The sequence below is a fragment of the Isoptericola sp. NPDC019693 genome (assembly GCF_044389085.1).
Lineage (GTDB): Bacteria > Actinomycetota > Actinomycetes > Actinomycetales > Cellulomonadaceae > Isoptericola.
Map to the genome: position 1 here is coordinate 241208 of NZ_JBIRXP010000001.1, position 18781 is coordinate 259988.

An 18781-nucleotide genomic window follows, 5' to 3' on the forward strand; every position below is an offset into this window, starting at 1 on the left:
GGTGCGGGACGCCGTTGCGCCGACGCCGTCGTCGCCTAAGGTCGGACCTGCGGCCGCGTCGTCGGCCGTCACATCTGAAGACACCCATGACAGGGGAGCGCCGTCGAAGGGGCGCTGAGAGTGCGGGACAGGCCGCAGACCCTTGGAACCTGCTCCGGTTAGCACCGGCGAAGGGAGTTACCTGGAATGTCCGCGCCCACTTTCCTGCGCAGCGCGTCCCTGCGGTACCGCACCGTCGACCTCGTCACCGTGGCCATGCTCGGCGTGGCCGTCGGCGTCGTCTTCTGGGGCTGGACCCAGCTCTACCACCTGCTCTCCGCCGGGCTGGCGGTCGCCTTCCCGCCGGCCACCGGCCTGCTCGGAGGGGGCTGGCTGCTCGGCGGCGTCCTCGGCGGTCTCATCGTCCGTCGCCCCGGCGCGGCCCTGCTGACCGAGGTCGTCGCCGCGAGCGTCGAGGCGCTGCTCGGCGCCGGCTGGGGCTTCTCTGCGATCGTCTCCGGCGTCGTGCAGGGGTTCGGCGCCGAGCTGGTGCTCGCCCTGTTCCTCTACCGGCGGTTCGGCACCGTCGTCGCTGCCCTGGCGGGCGCCGTCGCCGGCGCGTGCGGTGCCGTGTACGAGTGGTTCGCGTACTACCCCGACTGGGCATGGGGCTACCGGCTGGCCTACCTGGGACTCTTCGCGCTGTCGGGCGCGCTGCTCGCCGGCCTCGGGGGAGCGGCGCTGGTGCGCGCCCTCGCGCGGGCGGGGGTGCTCGACGCCTTCGGGCCGGGGCGCGACCTCGCCGACCGTGCCCTCGACCGCACGCCGGCCTGACGGCGTGGCGCGCGACGACGTCCGGGCTCGCGTGCGCGGGCTGCGCTGGCGGCCCACCGGGCGGGCCGCCCCCACGCTGGACGGCCTCGACCTCACCGTCGGGGTGGGGGAACGCGTGGGGCTGGTCGGTCCCAGCGGGGCCGGCAAGACGACCGTGCTGCACGCCCTCGCCGGGGTGCTCGGGGACCCGCTGCCCGGCGACCTGACCGGAGACGTCCGCGTGGACGGCCGGATCGGGTACGTGCCGCAGGACCCGGGTGCGGCGGTCGTCGCCTCCCGGATCGGGCGGGACGTCGCGTTCGGGCCCGAGAACGCCGGCCTGCCGCGGGCGGAGATCTGGCGCCGCACCGGCGAGGCCCTCGACCGCGTGGGCCTGCGGTACCCGTGGGGCCGCCCGACGTCGGCCCTCTCGGGCGGCGAGCTGCAGCGGCTCGCCCTCGCGGGGGCGCTGGCCCGCATGCCCGGCCTGCTGCTGCTCGACGAGCCGACGGCGATGCTCGACCCTGCCTCCGCGGCAGAGGTCCGCGCCGCCGTGGCGGGCGCGCTGGAGGGCACGGACACGGCGCTCGTCGTGGTCGACCACCACGTCGGGCCGTGGCTGGAGCACCTGGACCGCGTCGTGGTGCTCGGCGCGGGCGGCCGGGTCACGCACGTCGTCGCCCCCGCCGCGCTCGGGATCGGTGACGGCGCGGCGACGGGGGTCCGCGACGAGCTGAGCCGTGCCGGCGTGTGGCTGCCCGGCGTGCCCGCACCGGCGCCGCTGGAGGTGCCGGGTGCCGTCGTGGCGCCGGACACGCCCGGCCCGGAGGTCGTCATGGCGGGCGTGCGCGTCGACCTCGTCACCCGCGGCCTGCGCGGCCGCACCACCACGCGTGCCCTGGACGACGTGACCGCACGGTTCCCCGCGGGGCGGCTCACGGCCGTGACGGGGCCGTCCGGGGCGGGGAAGTCCACGCTCGTCGCCACGCTCGCGGGGCATCTGCGGCCGTCGGACGGGGACGTGCGCGGAACGCCCGGCCACGCCGCACGCTCCCGCGACCTCGCCCGGTGGTGCGGGTGGGTGCCGCAGCACCCGGAGCACGGCCTGCTCGCGCTGCGGGTGCGGGAGGAGATCGAGCTCACCGGCCGACGCCTCGGCGTGGCCGTGGCCGTGGACGACGTGCTCGCGCTGCTGCGCCTCGACCACGTCGCCGACGCGCACCCGTTCCGGCTGTCCGGCGGCGAGCAGCGGCGCCTGGCGCTGGCCGCCGCGCTCGCGCACCGCCCCGGGCTCGTGCTCCTCGATGAGCCGACCGTCGGCCAGGACCGGCACACCTGGGCGGCGGTGGCCGGCTGGGCCACCGCCGCGGCCCGGCACGGCGGGTCGGTCGCGGCCAGCACCCACGACGCGCACCTCGTCGCCCTCGCCGGGCACCAGGTGCGGCTCGGCGGCGCGGCACGCGCGCGGCAGGCGGTGGCCGCGTGACCGGCGTCCTGGGGCGGGTGAACGCCCTCGTCCTCGTCGCGCTCGGCCTGCTCGGGCTGGTCGCCTCGCTCGGGGTGCGGGACGTCGCGAGCGCGGTCGTCGGGGCCGCCGGCTGCCTCGTGTTCGGCCTGGTGCTGCTGCCGCGGGGGACGGGCTCGCCGGCCCGCTATCTCGCCGTGCTGGTGGCGGTCGCGTCGGTGGCGTGGTCGACCTGGCTGCTCGGCGGCCGCGACCCGGTGGTCGCCGCGGTCGCGGGCGTCCGCATCGCGGTGCTCGCCCTGCCCGGGGTGGCCCTCGCCCCGCTGGTCGACCCGAGCGGGCTGGCCGACCAGCTCGGCCAGCGGCTGCGCCTGCCCGCACGCTTCGTCGTCGGGGTGGCGGCGGCGCTGCAGCGGTTCGAGCGGCTCGGCACGGTGTGGGAGCAGGCGTCGCGGGCCCGCCGCTCGCGCGGCGTCGGGCCCGGCCGTGGCCCGCTCTCCCGGGCGCGGCACGCGGCGTCGGTGACGTTCGCCGTCCTCGCCGCCACCCTGCGCGACGCGACCGCCATGTCCGTCGCGATGGACGCGCGGGGCTTCGCCGGCGCCCACGGCCGCACCTGGGCCGAGCCGGCCCCGTGGACCCGCACCGACTCCGTCGTGCTCGCGGCGGGCACGCTCGTCGCGGCCCTGCCGTTCGCCGCACTCGTCCTGCGCTAGCTCCCTGCCCTGGCTGCGCCGACCGGCACGGGACCGGCGGGCGCAGAATGGGCGCAGGAGGTGCTCGCATGGCACGCCAGGTGCACGACTTCGACGCCCTCTACGCCGCGGACGACCCGCCACCGTGGGAGATCGGGCGTCCCCAGCCCGCGCTCCTGGAGCTCGTCCGCCGGTCCGTGCTCGAGGACCCGGTGCTCGACGTCGGGTGCGGCACGGGCGTGCTGGCGCTCGCCGTCGCCCGCGCCGGCCACCGGGTCGTGGGGGTCGACGCCGCGCCGCGCGCGATCTCCCGCGCGCGGGAGCGGGCGGCGGGAGCGATCCTCGCTCCGCCGGGCGAGGTGCGCTTCGAGGTGGCGGACGCCCGCCGGCTCGACCGGATCGACGTTCGCCCGCGGACCGTGCTGGACTCCGGGCTGCTGCACACCCTGGACGACGCCGGCCGCACGGCCTACGTGGCGGGGCTGGAGGCGATCTGCCCGTCCGGCGCGCTTGTCGCGGTGCTCGCGATGTCCGTGGACGCGGGGCTCGGCTGGGGCACGACCGCGGACCGGCTGCGTGCGGCGTTCGACGGACCCGCCTGGACGTCCACGGTGGTGTCGGACGCCGCGATCGCCGCGCGCACCGCAGGCGACGAGCTGCGCCTTGCCGCCCTGCTCCTGACGACGCGTCGGGCGTGAACACCGCGGACCCGGCGCGGCCCCGTGCGATAGGAAGGGTGGGTGCCGGCACCGCCCCTCTTCCCGCTCCGCAGCGTCGTCCTGGGGGCGTTCCTCCCCACCCTCGTGCTGGAGATCGGCATCGGCGCGATGCTGCCCGTCGTGGCGGTCACCGCGACGGGCCGGGGAGCGTCCCTCACGGTCGCGGGGCTCGTCGCAGCCCTGCTGCCGCTCGGCAAGATCGCGTTCGACCTGCCGGCCGGCGCGCTCTCGCAGCGCCTCGGCGACCGGGTGGCGATGCTGGTGGCGGGCAGCGTCGCCGTCGTCGCCTTCACGACGATCGCCGTGTCCTCGGCCCTGTGGGGCCTGGCGGCGGGCGTGTTCGCGCTCGGCGCGGCGAACGCCGTCTTCAACCTCGCCCGGCAGGCGTACCTCACCGAGATCACCCCGCCGCTGCGGCGCGCACGGGTCATGTCGACGCTCGCCGGCGTGCACCGGATCGGGCTCTTCCTGGGGCCGTTCGCGGGCGCCGCGACGATCGCGGCGACGTCGTTGCACGGCGCGTTCTGGCTGGGCGCGGGCTCGGCACTCGTCGCGGTGCTGGTCATCGCCCTGGTCCGCCCGGAGGCGCAGGCCGACGCCCCGTTGCCCCGTCCGGCCGGCGGACCGCGCGTGTCGATCGCGGCGGTCGCGCGTGAGCACCGCCGGCTGTTCGCGAGCCTCGGCGTCGCCATCCTCCTGGTGAGCGCCGTGCGCGGCGCCAGGCAGACGGTGATCCCGCTGTGGGGCGAGCACCTGGGCCTGGACGCCGAGGTGACCTCGCTCGTCTTCGGCGTCTCGGGCGCCCTGGACATGCTGCTGTTCTACCCGGCCGGCAAGGTGATGGACCGGTTCGGCCGGCTGTGGGTGGCCGTGCCGTCCATGCTCACGATGGCGGTCGGGCTGGCCGTGCTGCCGTTCGCGCACACCGCGGGTGCGCTCGCGGTGGTCGCCGCGCTGCTCGGCGTCGGCAACGGCATGGGCTCCGGCATCGTCATGACGCTGGGCGCCGATGTCGCGCCCGCCGCGGTGCGGCCCACCTTCCTCAGCGTGTGGCGGCTCTTCCAGGACACGGGCGACGCGCTCGGGCCGCTGATCCTGTCGGCGGGCGCGGCCCTCGGGTCGCTCGCGGCGGGGGTGTGGGCCACCGCGACCCTCGGCGCGGGCTCGGCGGCCGCGCTCGCCCGCTGGGTGCCGCGGTACTCCTCGCTCGCGAACCTGGTGCGCCGAAGACGCTGACCGCCCCTCAGGCGCGCCGGTGCACGCCGAGCCCGCCGCGGCCGGGCGCGAGCGCCTCGCACAGCTCCCCGCGGGAGTCGTAGTCCCCGCCGTCCTGAGGGCGGTACGGCACGAAGGGACCGTCCGGGAGCGTGAGCACCCGGCGCCGCAGGCCCGCTGCTGCGGCGGCGAAGCCGGCGTCGTCCAGGCGGTTCGCGCCGGGCACGAGGACCGGCTCGGCCACCTGCATGCCCGTGTACCAGAACGTGCCGTGCAGCAGCGGGAACAGCACCTCGGAGAGGTCGCCGTGCAGCCCGCGCGGTCCGAGCCCGGTGCCCGCGCCGACCGTGACCACGGCGAGCGCGCGACGGCCGGCCAGCCCGCCGTCGCCGTACCGGCGCGTGCGCCCTGTGGCGTCGCGCACGCCGTACGCGTAGCCCTGCACCAGCACCCGGTCGAGCCAGCCCTTGAGGATCGCGGGCACGCCGTGCCACCACAGGGGGAACTGCACGACGACGGTGTCGGCCCGCGCGAGCTTCTCGTGCTCGGCCCGGATGTCGGGGGCGAGCGTGCCGCCCCGCAGCGCGCGCTCCGAGGCCGCCGCGACCTCGAGCCGGTCGCCGTCGCCGACGGCGCCGCCGAAGTCGGCGGCCGTGACCACGGGGTTCCAGCACATCGCGTACAGGTCGGACTCGAGCACCTCGTGCCCGGCCCCGCGCAAAGCGCGGACCCCCTCGTCCCGCAGCCGCGCCGTGAGCGACCGCGGCTCCGGATGGGCCAGCACCCACAGCACCCGCATCGGACCGTCCTTCCCTCGTGCTCGGTCCCTTCACGGTGCCCCAGGGGCGCGCCGTCGGACCAGTGGCCGGAGGGCCACGTCGTGCAAGGATCGAGCCATGCCCCTCGACGCCTCGACACCTGGCCGGCACCTCGTCGCGGTGCTCGTGCGCGACGGCGTCATGCCGCTCGAGCTCGGCGCGGTGCACCAGCTGTTCGGCGTCGCGCGCGGGGCCGACGGCGAGCGGCTCTACGACGTGCGCACCTGCGCGGCGGCACCGGGGCCCGTGCGGACCGACGCCGACTTCACGATCGACGTCCCGCACGGCCCCGAGGTCCTCGCGCGCGCCGACACCGTCGTGGTGCCGGCGTCGCACGCGCTGGACGACGTCGAGGTCGCGCCGCCCGACCACGACGTCGCGGGCCTGCTCGCGACCGTCCGCCCGGACGCGCGGCTCGCGTCCATCTGCACCGGCGCGTTCGCGCTCGCCGGAGCCGGGCTGCTCGACGGCCGCCGCGCGACGACGCACTGGCTGTCGGCAGACCGGTTCCGACGCGCGTTCCCCGCGGTCGACCTGGACCCGGACGTGCTGTTCACCGAGGACGGTCGGGTCTTCACGTCGGCCGGCGAGGCGGCGGGCATCGACCTGTGCCTGCACCTGATCCGCTCCGACCACGGCGCGGCGGTCGCGAACGACGTCGCGCGGCGGACCGTCGTGCCGCCGTTCCGCGACGGCGGCCAGGCGCAGTACGTCGACGCCCCGGTCCCCGAGCCGGTCGGCGACCACACCGGCGGCGCCCGCGCGTGGGCGCTCGAGCACCTCGACGAGACGCTCTCGCTGGACGACCTCGCCCGGCACGCGGCGATGAGCACCCGGACCTTCACCCGGCGGTTCCGGCAGGAGGTCGGCGTCTCGCCCGGTGCCTGGCTGCTGCAGCAGCGCCTGCTGCGGGCGCGTGACCTGCTGGAACGCAGCGACCTGCCCGTGGACGCCGTCGCCCGCCGCGCCGGGTTCGGCACCGGGGCGTCGCTGCGGCAGCACTTCGCGCGGGCGCTGGGGGTCTCGCCCGGCGCCTACCGCGCGACCTTCGGCCCCGGCCCGCGACATCAGAACGTTACGCAGGTCGTCCAGCGAGTTCCTTGACGGGGTGGGCCTCGGGCACCTACATCTGGTTGATGGAGGTCTTCGAGAAGTGGGAATCCGAGATCCGTGGGTACAGCCGCACGTACCCCACGGTGTTCGCCTCGGCGTCGAACGCGCGGCAGGTGGACGAGGCCGGTCGTAGCTACGTCGACTTCTTCGCCGGCGCGGGGGTGCTGAACTTCGGGCACAACAACCCGCGCATGAAACGCGCCATGATCGAGTTCCTCGAGGCCGACGGCGTCGCGCACAGCCTCGACATGGCGACCACGACCAAGCGCGACTTCATCGAGGCGTTCGTGCGCACCGTGCTCGAGCCGCGCGGCCTGACGATGAAGCTGCAGTTCATGGGGCCCACCGGCAGCAACGCCGTCGAGGCGGCCCTCAAGCTGGCCCGCAAGGTCACCGGCCGGCGCGAGGTGGTCGCGTTCACCCACGGGTTCCACGGGATGACGCTGGGGTCGCTCGCGCTCACCGGCAACGAGTTCTTCCGCGCGGCCGCCGGCGTGCCGCTCGAGAACGTCGTCCGGCTGCCGTTCGAGACCGCCCCGGGCGGGGGGACGGACGCGCTCGACGCCTACCGCGCGCAGCTCGCCGACGTGTCCAGCGGGCTCGGCGCGCCGGCCGCGTTCGTCGTCGAGACCATCCAGGCCGAGGGCGGCGTCAACGTCGCGAGCGCCGAGTGGCTGCGGGCGGTGCAGGAGCTGGCCCACGACGTCGGCGCGCTGTTCGTCATCGACGAGATCCAGGTCGGGTGCGGGCGGACGGGCAGCTACTTCAGCTTCGACGGCATGGGACTGGACCCGGACATCGTCTGCCTCGCCAAGGGCATCGGCGGGTACGGGACCCCGCTCGCGATGAACCTCGTGAAGCCCGAGCACGACGCGCGGTGGCTGCCGGGGGAGCACACCGGCACGTTCCGCGGGCAGGGCCTGTCGTTCGTCGCCGGCAAGGAGGCGCTGACCTACTTCGAGGACGACGCACTCATGACCGAGGTGCGCGCCAAGGCCGAGCGCATGGTGTCCGTGCTGGACGGCCTGGCCGCCGAGGTCCCCGACCGCGGGTTCGCGGTGCGCGGCCGCGGCATGATCCAGGGCCTCGACGTGGTCGACGGCGCGTTCGCCAAGGCGGTCGCCGCGGAGTGCTTCGCCCGCGGGCTGCTCATCGGCCCGTGCGGCAGCGGCGGCCGCGTGCTCAAGCTCATCCCGCCCCTCACGATCCCCGACGACGACCTGGCCGAGGGGCTCGAGATCCTCGCGGGGGCGGTGCGCGACACCCACTAGCGCCCCCGCCCCGGGGGAGCGAGACAGCAGAAGGAGGCCGGCATGCGGCAGCGCGACGACATGACGTTCCCGTTCGACGAGTACGCGAGACGACTCGGAGACCTGCGCCGCCGCATGGCGGAGCGGATGCTGGACGCGGTGGTCATCACCGACCCCGAGAACCTCATGTACCTCACGGACTACCAGACCACGGGGTACTCCTTCTTCCAGGCGCTGGTCGTGCCGCTCGAGGACGAGCCGTTCATGATCACCCGCGCGATGGAGGAGTCGAACGTCCACGCGCGCACCTGGGTGGAGCTCACCCGGCCGTACCCGGACACCGGCGACGCCATCCAGAGCCTGGTGCAGTCCCTGCGCGAGTTCGGCCTCGACACGAAGGACGTCGGGTACGAGCGCAACAGCTACTACTTCCCGGCCTACCACCAGGACTACATCCACAACTCGTTCACCGACGGCCGCCTGCTGGACTGCTTCGGCATCGTCGAGGAGGGCCGGGTGGTCAAGTCGGAGGCGGAGATCGCGATCATGCGGCGGGCCGCGCACGCCACGGAGGTCGGGATGGCGGCGGGCATCGAGGCGGTCGCGGCGGGCGTCACCGAGAACGACGTCGCGGCCGAGATCGCGTCGGCGATGTTCCGCTCCGGCGGGGAGTTCCCCGCGGTGATGCCCTACGTCACCTCCGGGCCGCGGAGCATGATCGGTCACGCGACGTGGGAGGGCCGCACCGTGCGTCCGGGCGAGCACGTGTTCCTCGAGGTGGGCGGGTGCTTCCGGCGCTACCACACGGCGATGATGCGCACCGTGGTGCTCGACGACCTGTCGCGCAGCATGCTCGTGGCGCAGGACCGGATGAAGCTGGCGCTCGCGGAGGTCAAGGCCGCCATCCGCCCCGGGCTCACGGTGTCGGACGCCGACAACATCGTGCGGAACATCATCTCCGACAACGGCGTCGGGGCGCGGCTGGTGACCCGCTCCGGCTACTCGATCGGGATCGCGTTCCCGCCCAGCTGGGACGAGGGCTACATCGTCAGCCTCAACCAGGGTGACCCGCGGGTGCTGCGCGAGGGCATGACGTTCCACATCATCCCGTGGATGTGGGGGGTCGACGGGGACAAGACCGTCGGCATCTCCGACACGGTGCGGGTGACGGCCGACGGCTGCGAGTCGTTCTTCACCCTGGACGAGGACTTCACCTGCAAGCCCGAGCACGGCGCCGAGCGGGTGGACGGCGGGCGGGCGGACGGCGAGCCGCTCGCGCTCGTGCCCGACACGACCACGGACGTCACCGAGGAGGAGACGGCATGACGATGCTGATCGCGACCGACCCGAGCACCGGCGAGGTGGTCCGCCAGGTGCCGACGGCGACGCCGGGCGACGTGGACACCGTCCTCGCGGCCGCCGAGGATGCGCGGGCACAGTGGCGGGACCGCGGGACCGACGGGCGGGCGCAGGTGCTGCACGCCGTCGCCGCCGACCTGCGCGCCCGCGCCGAGGAGCTGGCGCCGCTGATGACCCAGGAGATGGGCAAGCCGATCACCGAGGCGCTCGGCGAGGTCGAGAAGGCTGCCTGGTGCGCCGAGCACTACGCGGAGCACGCGGCCGCCTACCTGGCGCCCGAGGAGATCGCCTCCGACGCGACGCGCAGCTACGTGCAGCACCTCCCGCTCGGCACGGTGCTCGGCGTCCTGCCGTGGAACGCCCCCTTCTGGCTCGCCCTGCGCTTCGCGGCACCGGCCCTCATGGCGGGCAACACCGGCGTGCTCAAGCACGACCCGCACGTGCCCGGTTGTGCGGAGGCGATCGCGGACGTGTTCGCCCGGGCGCTCTCGGCGTCGGGGGCGCCCCCGGGGGTGTTCTCCCACCTGCCGCTCGCGACCGAGGACGTCGCCGCCGTCATCCGCGACCGGCGCGTGCAGGCGGTGTCCTTCACGGGGTCGTCGCGGGGCGGGGCGGCGGTGGCGAGCGTCGCCGCGGCCGCGATCAAGCCCGCCGTGCTGGAGCTGGGCGGCTCCGACCCCTGCGTGGTCCTGGCGGACGCCGACCTGGACGCCGCCGCCGACACGATCGCCCTGTCGCGGATCATCAACGCGGGCCAGTCGTGCATCGCCGCGAAACGGATCATCGTGGAGGAGCCGGTGCACGACGCCCTGGTCGGACGCCTGCGGGACCGGCTGGCCGCGCTGAAGGTCGGCGACCCTCGCGACCCGGCCACCCAGGTGGGGCCGATCGCGCGTGCCGACCTGCGGGAGAACCTGCACCGGCAGGTCACCGAGACGGCCGCCGCCGGCGCCCGGGTGCTGCTCGGCGGCGAGCTGCCCGACGGTCCGGGGTACTACTACCCGCCGACCCTGCTGGACGACGTCACCGCGGACATGACCGCCGCCTGCGAGGAGACGTTCGGCCCCGTGATGGCGGTCATGCGGGCGGCCGACGCCGACGCGGCGCTCGCGGCCGCCAACGACACCGAGTACGGCCTCGCCGCGAGCGTCTGGACGGAGCCGGGGCGCGGCGAGGCGATGGCCGGGCGCATCGACGCCGGGCAGGTGTCGGTGAACGGCATCGTCAAGACCGACCCGCGCCTGCCCAGCGGCGGGGTGAAGCGTTCCGGGTACGGCCGCGAGCTCGGTCCGCACGGCATCAAGGAGTTCGTCAACGTGCAGCAGGTGTGGGTCGGCCCGCGCCGGGGCTGACGCCTGGCGCGGGCCGACCGGTGGTCCGTCGCGGTGGTGAGCCCGGGCTCAGTCCACCGTGGCGAAGCTGGGGTGCGGCGGCTGGTTGTACGCGGTGTTCTGCCACGCGACGGCCAGGCGGTACTGCCGGTCCTCCATGAGCGACGGGTGCGCGATGTCGGTCGGGATGTCCGTGGAGTAGATCCGCAGGGCGCTGGAGTCGGTCGTGCGCCAGATCACCTCTTCGCGCCAGTCGCCGAGGATGTCGGCCTGGAGCGCCGGGGTCGCCTTGGTGCCGTTGTTCGACTCGACGCCCTCGCCCGTGAGGAGGCGGGTGTCGCCGCTCGCGCCGTACTTGTCGATGTGCGTGCCGTCGAGCAGCTCACGCTGCCCGTCGCCGTCCCACCAGATGACGAAGTTGGTGGAGCCGGGCTTGCGCCCCACCTCGGAGCCGTCGGTGGCGCTGCGCAGGCCGGAGACCCTCGACGACCACACCTCGGCGCCCGGGTTGTCGGCGGTGATGTCCGCGGCCACGCCGCGCCCGTTGTCGGCGCCGGCCGCCGGGGCGCTGGAGAGGATCCGGCCGGTGGCCGCGTCGGCGACCCAGTGCGCCGGGTCGGTGCCCGACTCGGACGGCTTGAAGACCTCGAGCCCGGGGTTCGACGGCACGAGGTCGCTCACATGGTACGCGTCGCCGTGGTGGGTGCCGTTCTGCCACAGCCCGTGCCCGTTGTCGTCGATCGCCATCGAGCCGTAGAGGATCTCGTCGCGGCCGTCGTCGTCCACGTCCGCGATCGACAGCTGGTGGTTGCCGCGGCCCGTCCAGTCGGGGCCGTTGGTCGACGAGCTCGAGTCGAACGTCCAGCGGCGGGTGAGCGCGCCGTCGCGGAAGTCCCACGCCGAGACGGCGGTCTTGGCGTAGTAGCCGCGCCCCATGACGATGCTCGGTCGTGACCCGTCGAGGTAGGCCGTGCCCGCGAGGAAGCGGTCCACGCGGTTGCCGTACGTGTCGCCCCAGTCGCCGACGTTGCCGCGGGCGGGCCGGAAGTCGACCGTGTCGAGCTCGGCGCCGTCGGTGCCCCGGAACACGGACAGGTACTCGGGCCCGGTGAGCACGTAGCCGCTGGAGTTGCGGTGGTCGGCGGAGGCGTCGCCGATCACCTGGCCGGTCCCGGAGACGGTGCCGTCGCCGGTCTTCACGGCGAGCTCCGCGGCGCCGTCGCCGTCGTAGTCGTAGACCTGGAACTGCGTGTAGTGCGCCCCGGCGCGGATGTTGCGGCCGAGGTCGACGCGCCACAGGCGCTCCCCGTCCAGCTCGTAGGCGTCGAGGTAGACGTTGCCGGTGACGCCGGAATGGGCGTTGTCCTTGGCGTTGCTCGGGTCCCACTTGAGGACGATCTCGTACTCGCCGTCGCCGTCGAGGTCGCCCACGGACGCGTCGTTGGCGGAGTAGGTGTAGCCGTCGCCGGGGGGCGGGACGTCGAGCGGGACGTCGAGCGTGCTCGCCCGGGCGCCCGCCACGGGCTCCAGCGTCAAGGACTCGCCGGCGACCTGCCCCGTGCCCACGCCGGCGCCGCCGGAGCGTGCGGCCGCGGCACGCGCGGTCCCGTCGCCGACGGCGACGACGGCGTAGCGGGCGTCGGCCGCTGCGCCGCGGTCGAGGAACGAGGTCGCGCCCGTGACGGGTGGTCCGGGGACCCGGACGCCGTCGCGGTAGACGTGGAAGGCCGCGTCGTCGCCGTCGGCGGCGAGGAGGCGCCAGCTCACGCGGTTGCCGTCGGCGGTGGGCGTGCTGATCACCGCGCGCCCGCCGGGGGAGGCGTCGGCGGCGACCGGCGCGCCGGTCTCGGCGGGTGGGTCGCCGGCCGCGAGGGCGGGGGCGGCGAGCGCGAGCGCGCAGAGCGCGCCCACGGTGGTGGTGAGCGTGGCGGTGACTGCGGTCGTGCGGAGTGTCGGCAGCATCATTGCTCCGTTCCGGTTGAGACGATTCACACCGTGCGCGACCGAGGCTGCCAGAAACCGGTTGCTCGCGTCATCCCCAGGTCTCACCACGTGGGACGGAGCGGAAGTGTGCCGTGGAGCTCAGGGCTTGGGGATGCTCGTCACCGTGGTGAGCAGGAAGACCGAGTCCTCGAGGGCGAGGACGGCGTGCCGCTCGTGGGTGAGCACCCGCAGCTGCCCGGCGCGCACCTCCTCGTCCCCCTCGAGGGCGGTCACGCGGACGCGTCCGTGCAGCACCAGGACGGAGGCGGCGGGCGGCGAGTTGTGCTCGCCGAGCTCGATCCCCTCGACCAGCGCCAGGATCGTCTGCCGCAGCGGGCCGTCGTGCACGACGATCTCCGCGCTCCGGCCGTTCTCGGCGGCACGCGCCTTGTCGAGGTGCGTCGTGGTGAGGGCGTCCAGGTCGGCCATCGGGGCTCCATCCGTCGTCGGCGCGCGGGACCGCGTCGTCGCGGCCTGCCGCACTCACGCTACCCGCGGTCGTCGCGCGGGGCGTGTGTCGTCAGACCGTGCCGTCGATCATCCCCAGCCGGGCGAACGCCTCCGCCACGCCGCCGCGCGCGGGGCCGGGGACGACGAGGTCGGCCTCGGCGAGGACCGCCGGCGGGGCGCCCTGGACGGCGACGGCCGTACCGGCGTACTGGAGCATCTCGACGTCGTTGTACCCGTCGCCGATGCCGACCGCCTGCGCGGCGGGGAGCCCCAGGTGCTCCATCACGGCCGCCATCCCGACGGCCTTGTGCATCCCGGCCAGGTGGATCTCGCCGGCGTTGTCCCCGGTGTCCGCGTAGGACGACGGGAGGATGCCCACCTCGGGGCCGAGCTCGGTGCGCAGCGCCGCGATGGGGACGGGGGAGTCGAAGTAGCTGATCTTCGCGTAGCGGACGTCCGCGAGGTCGCCGGGCATGCGCAGCACGTCGAGGATCTCGTGCGGCGCGGCGTCGCCCCGGCGCTCGAGGCGGGCGTCCAGGCCGACCGGCCCGTACACGGCGTCGGGCGTCTCCAGCAGGTAGGCGACGTCGTGGGCGTCGAGCACGTGGCGCACCTTCGTCGCGAGGTCGTCGGGGAAGCGCAGGTCGGCGACCACGGTGCCGTCGAGCCGGACGAACGCGCCAGCCGTCGCCACCACGCCGTCGAAGCCCGCCGCCAGCAGCGACGGCGGCAGCATCGACTCCGGGCGGCCCGTGCACAGCAGCACCCGGTGCCCGGCGCGCCGGGCCGCGCGGACGGCCTCCTCGTGCGCGGGCGGCACGGTGCCGTGGTCCGCGTAGGTGCCGTCCACGTCCAGGAACGCCACGCGCGCCCCGTCATTCTTCGAACCCGACACGGGCGCAGTCCTCCAGCTCTTCGGCGTCGTGGGCACCGTCGAGCCTAACCGCGCCGTCAGTGTCCCGTGGTTGGCTGCCCACGTGACGACGAGCACCCCGCGCGCCGAGACCTGACGGCCGGGGCGAGCACCGGCCGCTGGGCGTGGCTGCGCAGCATCGCCGGGGTTCGACGCCGACCTGCACAACGCGCGGCGGCTCGCCGAGCACCGCGGCGCGACGCCGTCCGAGACCCTCGCGCGCTTCCGCGCCGTCGCGACCAGCACCGTCGCCCCCAGCGGCCACACCGCCGCGTGGCTGGGCGAGGTCGTCGTGCACGGGCAGGACGTCCGCACGCCGCTCGCCATCCCTCGAGTGCCGCCGGTCGCCGCGACCACCGCGGTGGCGCGGTTCTTCGTGGCCCGGGACTTCACGGTGCCGGGCCGGTCCGTGGCGCGCGGGCTGCGACTCGAGGCGACCGACGGCCCGTTCGCCCACGGCGACGGGCCCGTGGTCCGCGGCAGCACCCTCGCGCTCGTCATGGCCCTGTCGGGCAGACCGGCGTTCTGCGACGACCTGTCGGGCGAGGGCGTGGTCCGGATGCGCGAGCGGGTCTAGGAACCCGGGGTCCCGGCGCTCAGGCCCGGCCTCGGTGCTGCGTCACGTGACGGCGCCGAGCTGCCAGGGCACGAACTCGTCGGCGCCCAGGTCGAGCTCCTCGGACACGGTCTGCTCCCCGGACGCGACGGCGAGGATCTTCTCGAAGAGCTCCTCGCCGACCTCCTCGACGCTCAGCCCGGTCTCGACGATCCGGCCGGCGTCGAGGTCCATGTCCTCGCTCATGCGCCGGTAGGTGTCGGAGTTGGTCGCGACCTTGATCGACGGTGACGGCTTGCAGCCCAGCACCGAGCCCCGGCCGGTGGTGAAGACGACGACGTTCGCGCCGCCCGCGACGATCCCCGTGACGGACACGGGGTCGTAGCCGGGGGTGTCCATGAAGGTCATGCCGCGCTCGGTGACGGGCTCCGCGTACTCGTGCACCGCGACGAGGTCCGCGGTGCCCGCCTTGGCCACGGCGCCGAGCGACTTTTCGAGGATGGTCGTCAGGCCGCCGGCCTTGTTGCCGGGCGACGGGTTGTTGTCGAGCGTGCCGCCGCCGGCTGCCGCGTAGCCCTGCCACCAGTCGAGCCGGTCGAGCAGCCGCTGGCCCACCTCGCGGGACACGGCGCGGCGCAGCAGCAGGTGCTCCGCGCCGAACACCTCGGGCGTCTCGGCGAGGATCGACGTGCCGCCCTGCGCGACCAGCAGGTCGGACGCGTGCCCGAGCGCGGGGTTGGCGGTGATGCCCGAGAACCCGTCGGAGCCGCCGCAGTTCAGCCCCAGCACGAGCTCGGACGCCGGGGCCTCCTCCCGGCGCAGCGCGTCGATCGCGGGCAGCATCTCCGTGACGGCGGCGACGCCGGCACGGACGGTGGCCCTGATGCCGCCGGTGTCCTGGATGGTGAGCGTGCGCACGGGCAGGTCCTCGCGCAGCTGGAGCCCGTCGAGCACGGAGGCGACGGGCAGCATCTCGCAGCCCAGCCCGACGACGAGCAGGCCGGCCATGTTCGCGTGCGACGCGTACCCGCGCAGCGTGCGGAGCGTGACCTGCGCGCCCTCCGACGTCGGCACCAGGCCGCAGCCGGTGTCGTGCGTCAGCGCGACGACGCCGTCCACGTGCGGGTAGGCGTCGAGCACCGGGCCGCGGAACTGGTCCGCGATCATCCGGGCGGTCGACGCCGAGCAGTTCACCGACGTGAGGATGCCGACGTAGTTGCGGGTGCCCCAGCGGCCGTCCGAGCGGCGGTAGCCCTGGAACGTGCGGCGCGTCGTGGGCTCGGGGAGCGTGGTGCGTGCGGTGCCGAACTCGTACTCGCGGGCGCCGTCGTCCATGCCGAGGTTGTGCGTGTGCACGTGGTCGCCGGGCGCGAGGTCCTTCTTCGCGCGCCCGATCGACTGCCCGTACTTGCGCACCTCCGTGCCGGCCGCCACGGGTCGGACGGCGAGCTTGTGGCCGCGGGGCAGCGTCGAGCGGGTCGTCGCCTCGGCGCCGCCGGGCAGACGCACGGTGGTGCCGGCAGGCACCTGGCGCGTCGTGACGGCGACGTCGTCGGCCGGCCGCAGCAGCAGCGCGACGTCGGCGAGGTCGACGACGTCCGGCAGCGGCGGCTCGGTCGGGGCGCCCGGTGCGGGGGTCGCCGCGAGCGGCAGCAGCGGGTGGTGCGGGGCGGTGCTCATCGGATCGCGACCTCGGGATCTGTGGTGAGGGGACGGGGAGTGGGGGCGGGGGCGGCGTCGTGGGTCTGGGTCGCCGGTGCGGTGGACGCGCGCACCACGAGCTCGACGGGCAGCCGGCGGTGCTCGGGCGCGGGGGAGTCGTCCGTCAGCAGGTCGACGGCGACGCGCCCGGCCCGGGCCAGCGGCACGGCGACGGTGGTCAGGGCCGGCGTGACGAGCGACGCGGCCGCGACGTCGTCGAACCCGACGACCGAGACATCGCCCGGCGTGGCCACCCCGCGCGCGTGCAGCCGGGCCAGGACGCCGAGCGCGACGAGGTCGTTGAAGCAGAGCACCGCGGTCGCGCCGGCGGCGAGCGCGAGGTCGGCGGCCTGGACGCCGCCGCCGTGCGTCGGCCGGAAGCTGCCGAGGTCGAGCACGGTGTCGGCGCCCCCGCCCGCCGACAGCGCGGACAGCGCCGCGCGGCGCTCGGCGTCCGACCACGAGGTGCGCGGGCCGCCGGCGTAGGCGACGACGTCGTGCCCGAGGGCCCGCAGGTGGTCGAGGGCCTGCCGGACGCCGTCCGCGATGTCGAAGGAGACCGACGGCGCGTCGGGCGCCTCGCGGTTGACCAGCGCGACCGGGCGTCCGGCGCCCGTGAGGAGCGGGGCGAGGCGGTCGCCGGGCAGGCGCGGGGAGCAGAGCACGAGGCCGTCCACCCGGTCGCCGAGCCGTTCGATGACGTCGGGCTCGACGCCGACGTCCTCGTCGGTGTCGGCCACGAGGACCTCGCGGCCCGTCTCGCGGGCCCGCGCCTGCACGCCCTTGGCGACCGCGGCGAAGAACGGGTTGGCGAGGTCCGGCACGACCAGCCCCACCGTGCCGGTGCTGCCGGTGGTCAGCGCGCGGGCCGCGGGGTGGGGCCGGTACCCGAGCGACTCCGCGGCCCGGGCCACCTGGGCCCGGTTGGCCGCCGAGACGTGCGGGGCGTCGCTCAGCGCGCGCGACGCCGTGGCGAGCGAGACTCCGGCCGCACGCGCGACGTCGCGGAGCGTGGCCACACGGACCTCCCCGGGTGTCGACGGTCGACCGGCCAGCCTGGAACCGGTTCCAACGTGTTTCAGCCTACCCGATCAGGCCGGCTCCTCGTCGAGCCAGCGGAACCAGGCGTCGGGTACGTCCTCGTCCAGGCGCCGCACCTCGTGCTCGCTCAGCACCCCCGCGGTGAGCAGCCCGGTGGCGACGAGCCGCGCGACGGCCCCCGCGCCCGGCGGGTTGAAGTGCGTGTCGTCGCGGCGGCCGTCGTCGGCGTGGAAGAAGTAGTGCAGCGTGCGCTCGGGGCCGAGGTCGTGCCACAGCGCGAGCGAGTCGCGCTGGACGTCCACGAGCGGCACGTCCTCCCGTGCGGCGAGGGCCCGCATCGCGTCGGGGTACTCGCCGTGGGCGGGCACGGCCCGGCCCGTGTCGTCGAACCGGCGTCGCTCCACCGACGTCGCGAGCACCGGCCGGGCGCCCGCGTCGCGCGCGACCTTCACGAACCGGGCGAGGTGCTCGGTGTACGAGGTCCACGGCTCGGTGTGCCGCTCCGGGTCGGTGACCTTCGCGTCGTTGTGCCCGAACTGGATCACGAGCACGTCGCCGGGGCGCAGGTCGCGGGCCACGGCGTCCAGCCGGCCCTGGGTGACGAAGCTGCGCGTGCTGCGGCCGTTGCGCGCGTGGTTGGCGACCGCGACGGACTCGGCGAGGTAGTACGGCAGCGCCATGCCCCAGCCGGTCTCGGGCGCGGCGGCGCGGCTCTTCGGCCCGGCGGTGGAGTCGCCGGCGAGATGGACGGTGCGGGTCATGCGGTCCTCCGGGGTCAGCTGGGCGAGGATCATGTCGGCAAGCGCTTGCCGGTCACCCTAGCGGGGGCGCGACACGACGAGATCGCGTGCGTCCGCGCACGTCCAGGGCGTAGCGTCGGCGCCGAGCGACCGAACGTGCCCCCGCACCCGGAGGAGTCAGCGATGCCCCGCCCGCCGTTCCCGGCCCCCGTGCTCGACCTGCTGCGCCGTCCCCAGCCCGCCGTGATCGGCGTCGTCCGCCCCGACGGCAGCCCCGTCACGGCGGCGACGTGGTACCTGCTCGAGGAGGACGGCACGGGCGGGTGGCACGTGCTCGTGAACCTCGACGCCACCCGCAAGCGGGTGCAGCACCTGCACGCGAACCCGCACGTGAGCCTGACGGTGCTCGACGACGACTGGTACACGCACGCGACCCTGCTCGGCCGCGTCACGGCGTGGCGCGACGACGTCGACCTCGCCGACACCGACCGCATCGCGCGGCACTACACCGGCGACCCGTACGGGGTGCGCGACCGCGCCCGGATCACCGCGGTGGTCGAGGTCGACCGCTGGACGGCGTGGGGCAGCCTGCGCGGCTCGCTCGCCGCCTCGGACGACACCGCCCGCTGAGGGAGGCGCG

At 75.3% G+C, this 18781-nt stretch carries 18 protein-coding genes and 1 riboswitch; of the genes, 11 read left to right on the forward strand and 7 right to left on the reverse strand.

Annotated elements, in window-relative coordinates; genetic code table 11:
* Window positions 1–81 precede the first annotated feature (81 nt).
* A riboswitch (TPP riboswitch) is annotated at window positions 82–193 on the forward strand.
* The 5 genes from ACH436_RS01135 (at window position 187) to ACH436_RS01155 (ending at window position 4907) form a co-directional block, all read left to right on the forward strand.
* Window positions 187–813 carry an ECF transporter S component gene (locus ACH436_RS01135; protein ID WP_430558341.1) on the forward strand — a complete coding sequence of 209 codons (627 nt, stop codon included), beginning with the start codon at window positions 187–189 and terminating at the stop codon, window positions 811–813. It overlaps the preceding riboswitch by 7 nt.
* Window positions 788–2278: an ABC transporter ATP-binding protein gene (locus tag ACH436_RS01140; protein WP_430558342.1), complete on the forward strand. Its 1491-nt coding sequence runs from the start codon at window positions 788–790 to the stop codon at window positions 2276–2278. Before ACH436_RS01135 ends, ACH436_RS01140 begins: the two co-directional genes overlap by 26 nt.
* A complete protein-coding gene (locus tag ACH436_RS01145) occupies window positions 2275–2973 on the forward strand; it encodes an energy-coupling factor transporter transmembrane component T (protein WP_430558343.1) in 699 nt (232 codons plus the stop codon). The genes ACH436_RS01140 and ACH436_RS01145 overlap by 4 nt, the downstream gene beginning before the upstream one ends.
* 68 nt (window positions 2974–3041) lie before the next feature.
* A complete protein-coding gene (locus ACH436_RS01150; protein WP_430558344.1) occupies window positions 3042–3650 on the forward strand; it encodes a class I SAM-dependent methyltransferase in 609 nt (202 codons plus the stop codon).
* A 42-nt stretch (window positions 3651–3692) separates the two neighbouring features.
* A complete protein-coding gene (locus tag ACH436_RS01155; protein ID WP_430558345.1) occupies window positions 3693–4907 on the forward strand; it encodes an MFS transporter in 1215 nt (404 codons plus the stop codon).
* 7 nt (window positions 4908–4914) lie between these two features.
* On the opposite strand, the gene ACH436_RS01160 is transcribed toward ACH436_RS01155, so the two are convergent.
* Window positions 4915–5685 carry an NAD(P)H-dependent oxidoreductase gene (locus ACH436_RS01160; RefSeq protein WP_430558346.1) on the reverse strand — a complete coding sequence of 257 codons (771 nt, stop codon included), beginning with the start codon at window positions 5683–5685 and terminating at the stop codon, window positions 4915–4917.
* A 97-nt stretch (window positions 5686–5782) separates the two neighbouring features.
* Between ACH436_RS01160 and ACH436_RS01165 the strand changes: the two genes are divergently transcribed.
* The 4 genes from ACH436_RS01165 to ACH436_RS01180 are packed head-to-tail and all read left to right on the forward strand — an operon-like array spanning window position 5783 to window position 10778.
* The gene (locus tag ACH436_RS01165; RefSeq protein ID WP_430558347.1) at window positions 5783–6808 is read left to right on the forward strand and encodes a GlxA family transcriptional regulator; all 1026 of its coding nucleotides are present in this window, start codon (window positions 5783–5785) and stop codon (window positions 6806–6808) included.
* Between the two features lie 32 nt (window positions 6809–6840).
* The gene (locus ACH436_RS01170; protein ID WP_430558348.1) at window positions 6841–8088 is read left to right on the forward strand and encodes an aspartate aminotransferase family protein; all 1248 of its coding nucleotides are present in this window, start codon (window positions 6841–6843) and stop codon (window positions 8086–8088) included.
* A gap of 42 nt (window positions 8089–8130) precedes the next feature.
* Complete coding sequence (gene doeA, locus ACH436_RS01175; protein WP_430558349.1) at window positions 8131–9393, forward strand: ectoine hydrolase; 1263 nt, start codon at window positions 8131–8133, stop codon at window positions 9391–9393.
* Window positions 9390–10778: an aldehyde dehydrogenase family protein gene (locus tag ACH436_RS01180; protein WP_430558350.1), complete on the forward strand. Its 1389-nt coding sequence runs from the start codon at window positions 9390–9392 to the stop codon at window positions 10776–10778. The genes doeA and ACH436_RS01180 overlap by 4 nt, the downstream gene beginning before the upstream one ends.
* Before the next feature lie 48 nt (window positions 10779–10826).
* Here the strand turns inward: ACH436_RS01180 and ACH436_RS01185 are convergent, their stop codons facing one another.
* From ACH436_RS01185 to ACH436_RS01195, 3 genes are all read right to left on the reverse strand, one after another.
* Complete coding sequence (locus ACH436_RS01185; protein WP_430558351.1) at window positions 10827–12719, reverse strand: rhamnogalacturonan lyase; 1893 nt, start codon at window positions 12717–12719, stop codon at window positions 10827–10829.
* A 120-nt stretch (window positions 12720–12839) separates the two neighbouring features.
* Window positions 12840–13169, reverse strand: a complete 330-nt coding sequence (locus ACH436_RS01190) for a cupin (RefSeq protein WP_430558352.1) — start codon at window positions 13167–13169, stop codon at window positions 12840–12842.
* Window positions 13170–13260: 91 nt separating this feature from the next.
* Complete coding sequence (locus ACH436_RS01195) at window positions 13261–14085, reverse strand: HAD hydrolase family protein (RefSeq protein WP_430558353.1); 825 nt, start codon at window positions 14083–14085, stop codon at window positions 13261–13263.
* Window positions 14086–14395: 310 nt separating this feature from the next.
* On the opposite strand from ACH436_RS01195, the gene ACH436_RS01200 reads away from it, so the two are divergent.
* The gene (locus ACH436_RS01200; protein WP_430558354.1) at window positions 14396–14680 is read left to right on the forward strand and encodes a hypothetical protein; all 285 of its coding nucleotides are present in this window, start codon (window positions 14396–14398) and stop codon (window positions 14678–14680) included.
* Window positions 14681–14722: 42 nt separating this feature from the next.
* Here ACH436_RS01200 and ACH436_RS01205 read toward each other — a convergent pair whose 3' ends face one another.
* From ACH436_RS01205 to ACH436_RS01215, 3 genes are all read right to left on the reverse strand, one after another.
* On the reverse strand, window positions 14723–16339 hold the full coding sequence (locus tag ACH436_RS01205) for a UxaA family hydrolase (RefSeq protein WP_430558355.1): 1617 nt from the start codon (window positions 16337–16339) through the stop codon (window positions 14723–14725).
* Complete coding sequence (locus tag ACH436_RS01210) at window positions 16336–17379, reverse strand: LacI family DNA-binding transcriptional regulator (protein ID WP_430558356.1); 1044 nt, start codon at window positions 17377–17379, stop codon at window positions 16336–16338. The genes ACH436_RS01205 and ACH436_RS01210 overlap by 4 nt, the downstream gene beginning before the upstream one ends.
* A 72-nt stretch (window positions 17380–17451) precedes the next feature.
* On the reverse strand, window positions 17452–18162 hold the full coding sequence (locus tag ACH436_RS01215; protein ID WP_430558357.1) for a rhamnogalacturonan acetylesterase: 711 nt from the start codon (window positions 18160–18162) through the stop codon (window positions 17452–17454).
* A 162-nt stretch (window positions 18163–18324) separates the two neighbouring features.
* Between ACH436_RS01215 and ACH436_RS01220 the strand changes: the two genes are divergently transcribed.
* A complete protein-coding gene (locus ACH436_RS01220) occupies window positions 18325–18771 on the forward strand; it encodes a pyridoxamine 5'-phosphate oxidase family protein (RefSeq protein WP_430558358.1) in 447 nt (148 codons plus the stop codon).
* Window positions 18772–18781 lie beyond the last annotated feature (10 nt).

Bases quoted from the DNA above. Each gene is read 5' to 3' on its own strand.
- ACH436_RS01135 (WP_430558341.1), top strand. From the start codon at position 187: ATGTCCGCGCCCACTTTCCTGCGCAGCGCGTCCCTGCGGTACCGCACC.
- ACH436_RS01150 (WP_430558344.1), top strand. From the start codon at position 3,042: ATGGCACGCCAGGTGCACGACTTCGACGCCCTCTACGCCGCGGACGAC.
- ACH436_RS01160 (WP_430558346.1), bottom strand. From the start codon at position 5,685: ATGCGGGTGCTGTGGGTGCTGGCCCATCCGGAGCCGCGGTCGCTCACG.
- ACH436_RS01165 (WP_430558347.1), top strand. From the start codon at position 5,783: ATGCCCCTCGACGCCTCGACACCTGGCCGGCACCTCGTCGCGGTGCTC.
- ACH436_RS01170 (WP_430558348.1), top strand. From the start codon at position 6,841: ATGGAGGTCTTCGAGAAGTGGGAATCCGAGATCCGTGGGTACAGCCGC.
- doeA (WP_430558349.1), top strand. From the start codon at position 8,131: ATGCGGCAGCGCGACGACATGACGTTCCCGTTCGACGAGTACGCGAGA.
- ACH436_RS01180 (WP_430558350.1), top strand. From the start codon at position 9,390: ATGACGATGCTGATCGCGACCGACCCGAGCACCGGCGAGGTGGTCCGC.
- ACH436_RS01185 (WP_430558351.1), bottom strand. From the start codon at position 12,719: ATGCTGCCGACACTCCGCACGACCGCAGTCACCGCCACGCTCACCACC.
- ACH436_RS01190 (WP_430558352.1), bottom strand. From the start codon at position 13,169: ATGGCCGACCTGGACGCCCTCACCACGACGCACCTCGACAAGGCGCGT.
- ACH436_RS01205 (WP_430558355.1), bottom strand. From the start codon at position 16,339: ATGAGCACCGCCCCGCACCACCCGCTGCTGCCGCTCGCGGCGACCCCC.
- ACH436_RS01215 (WP_430558357.1), bottom strand. From the start codon at position 18,162: ATGACCCGCACCGTCCATCTCGCCGGCGACTCCACCGCCGGGCCGAAG.
- ACH436_RS01220 (WP_430558358.1), top strand. From the start codon at position 18,325: ATGCCCCGCCCGCCGTTCCCGGCCCCCGTGCTCGACCTGCTGCGCCGT.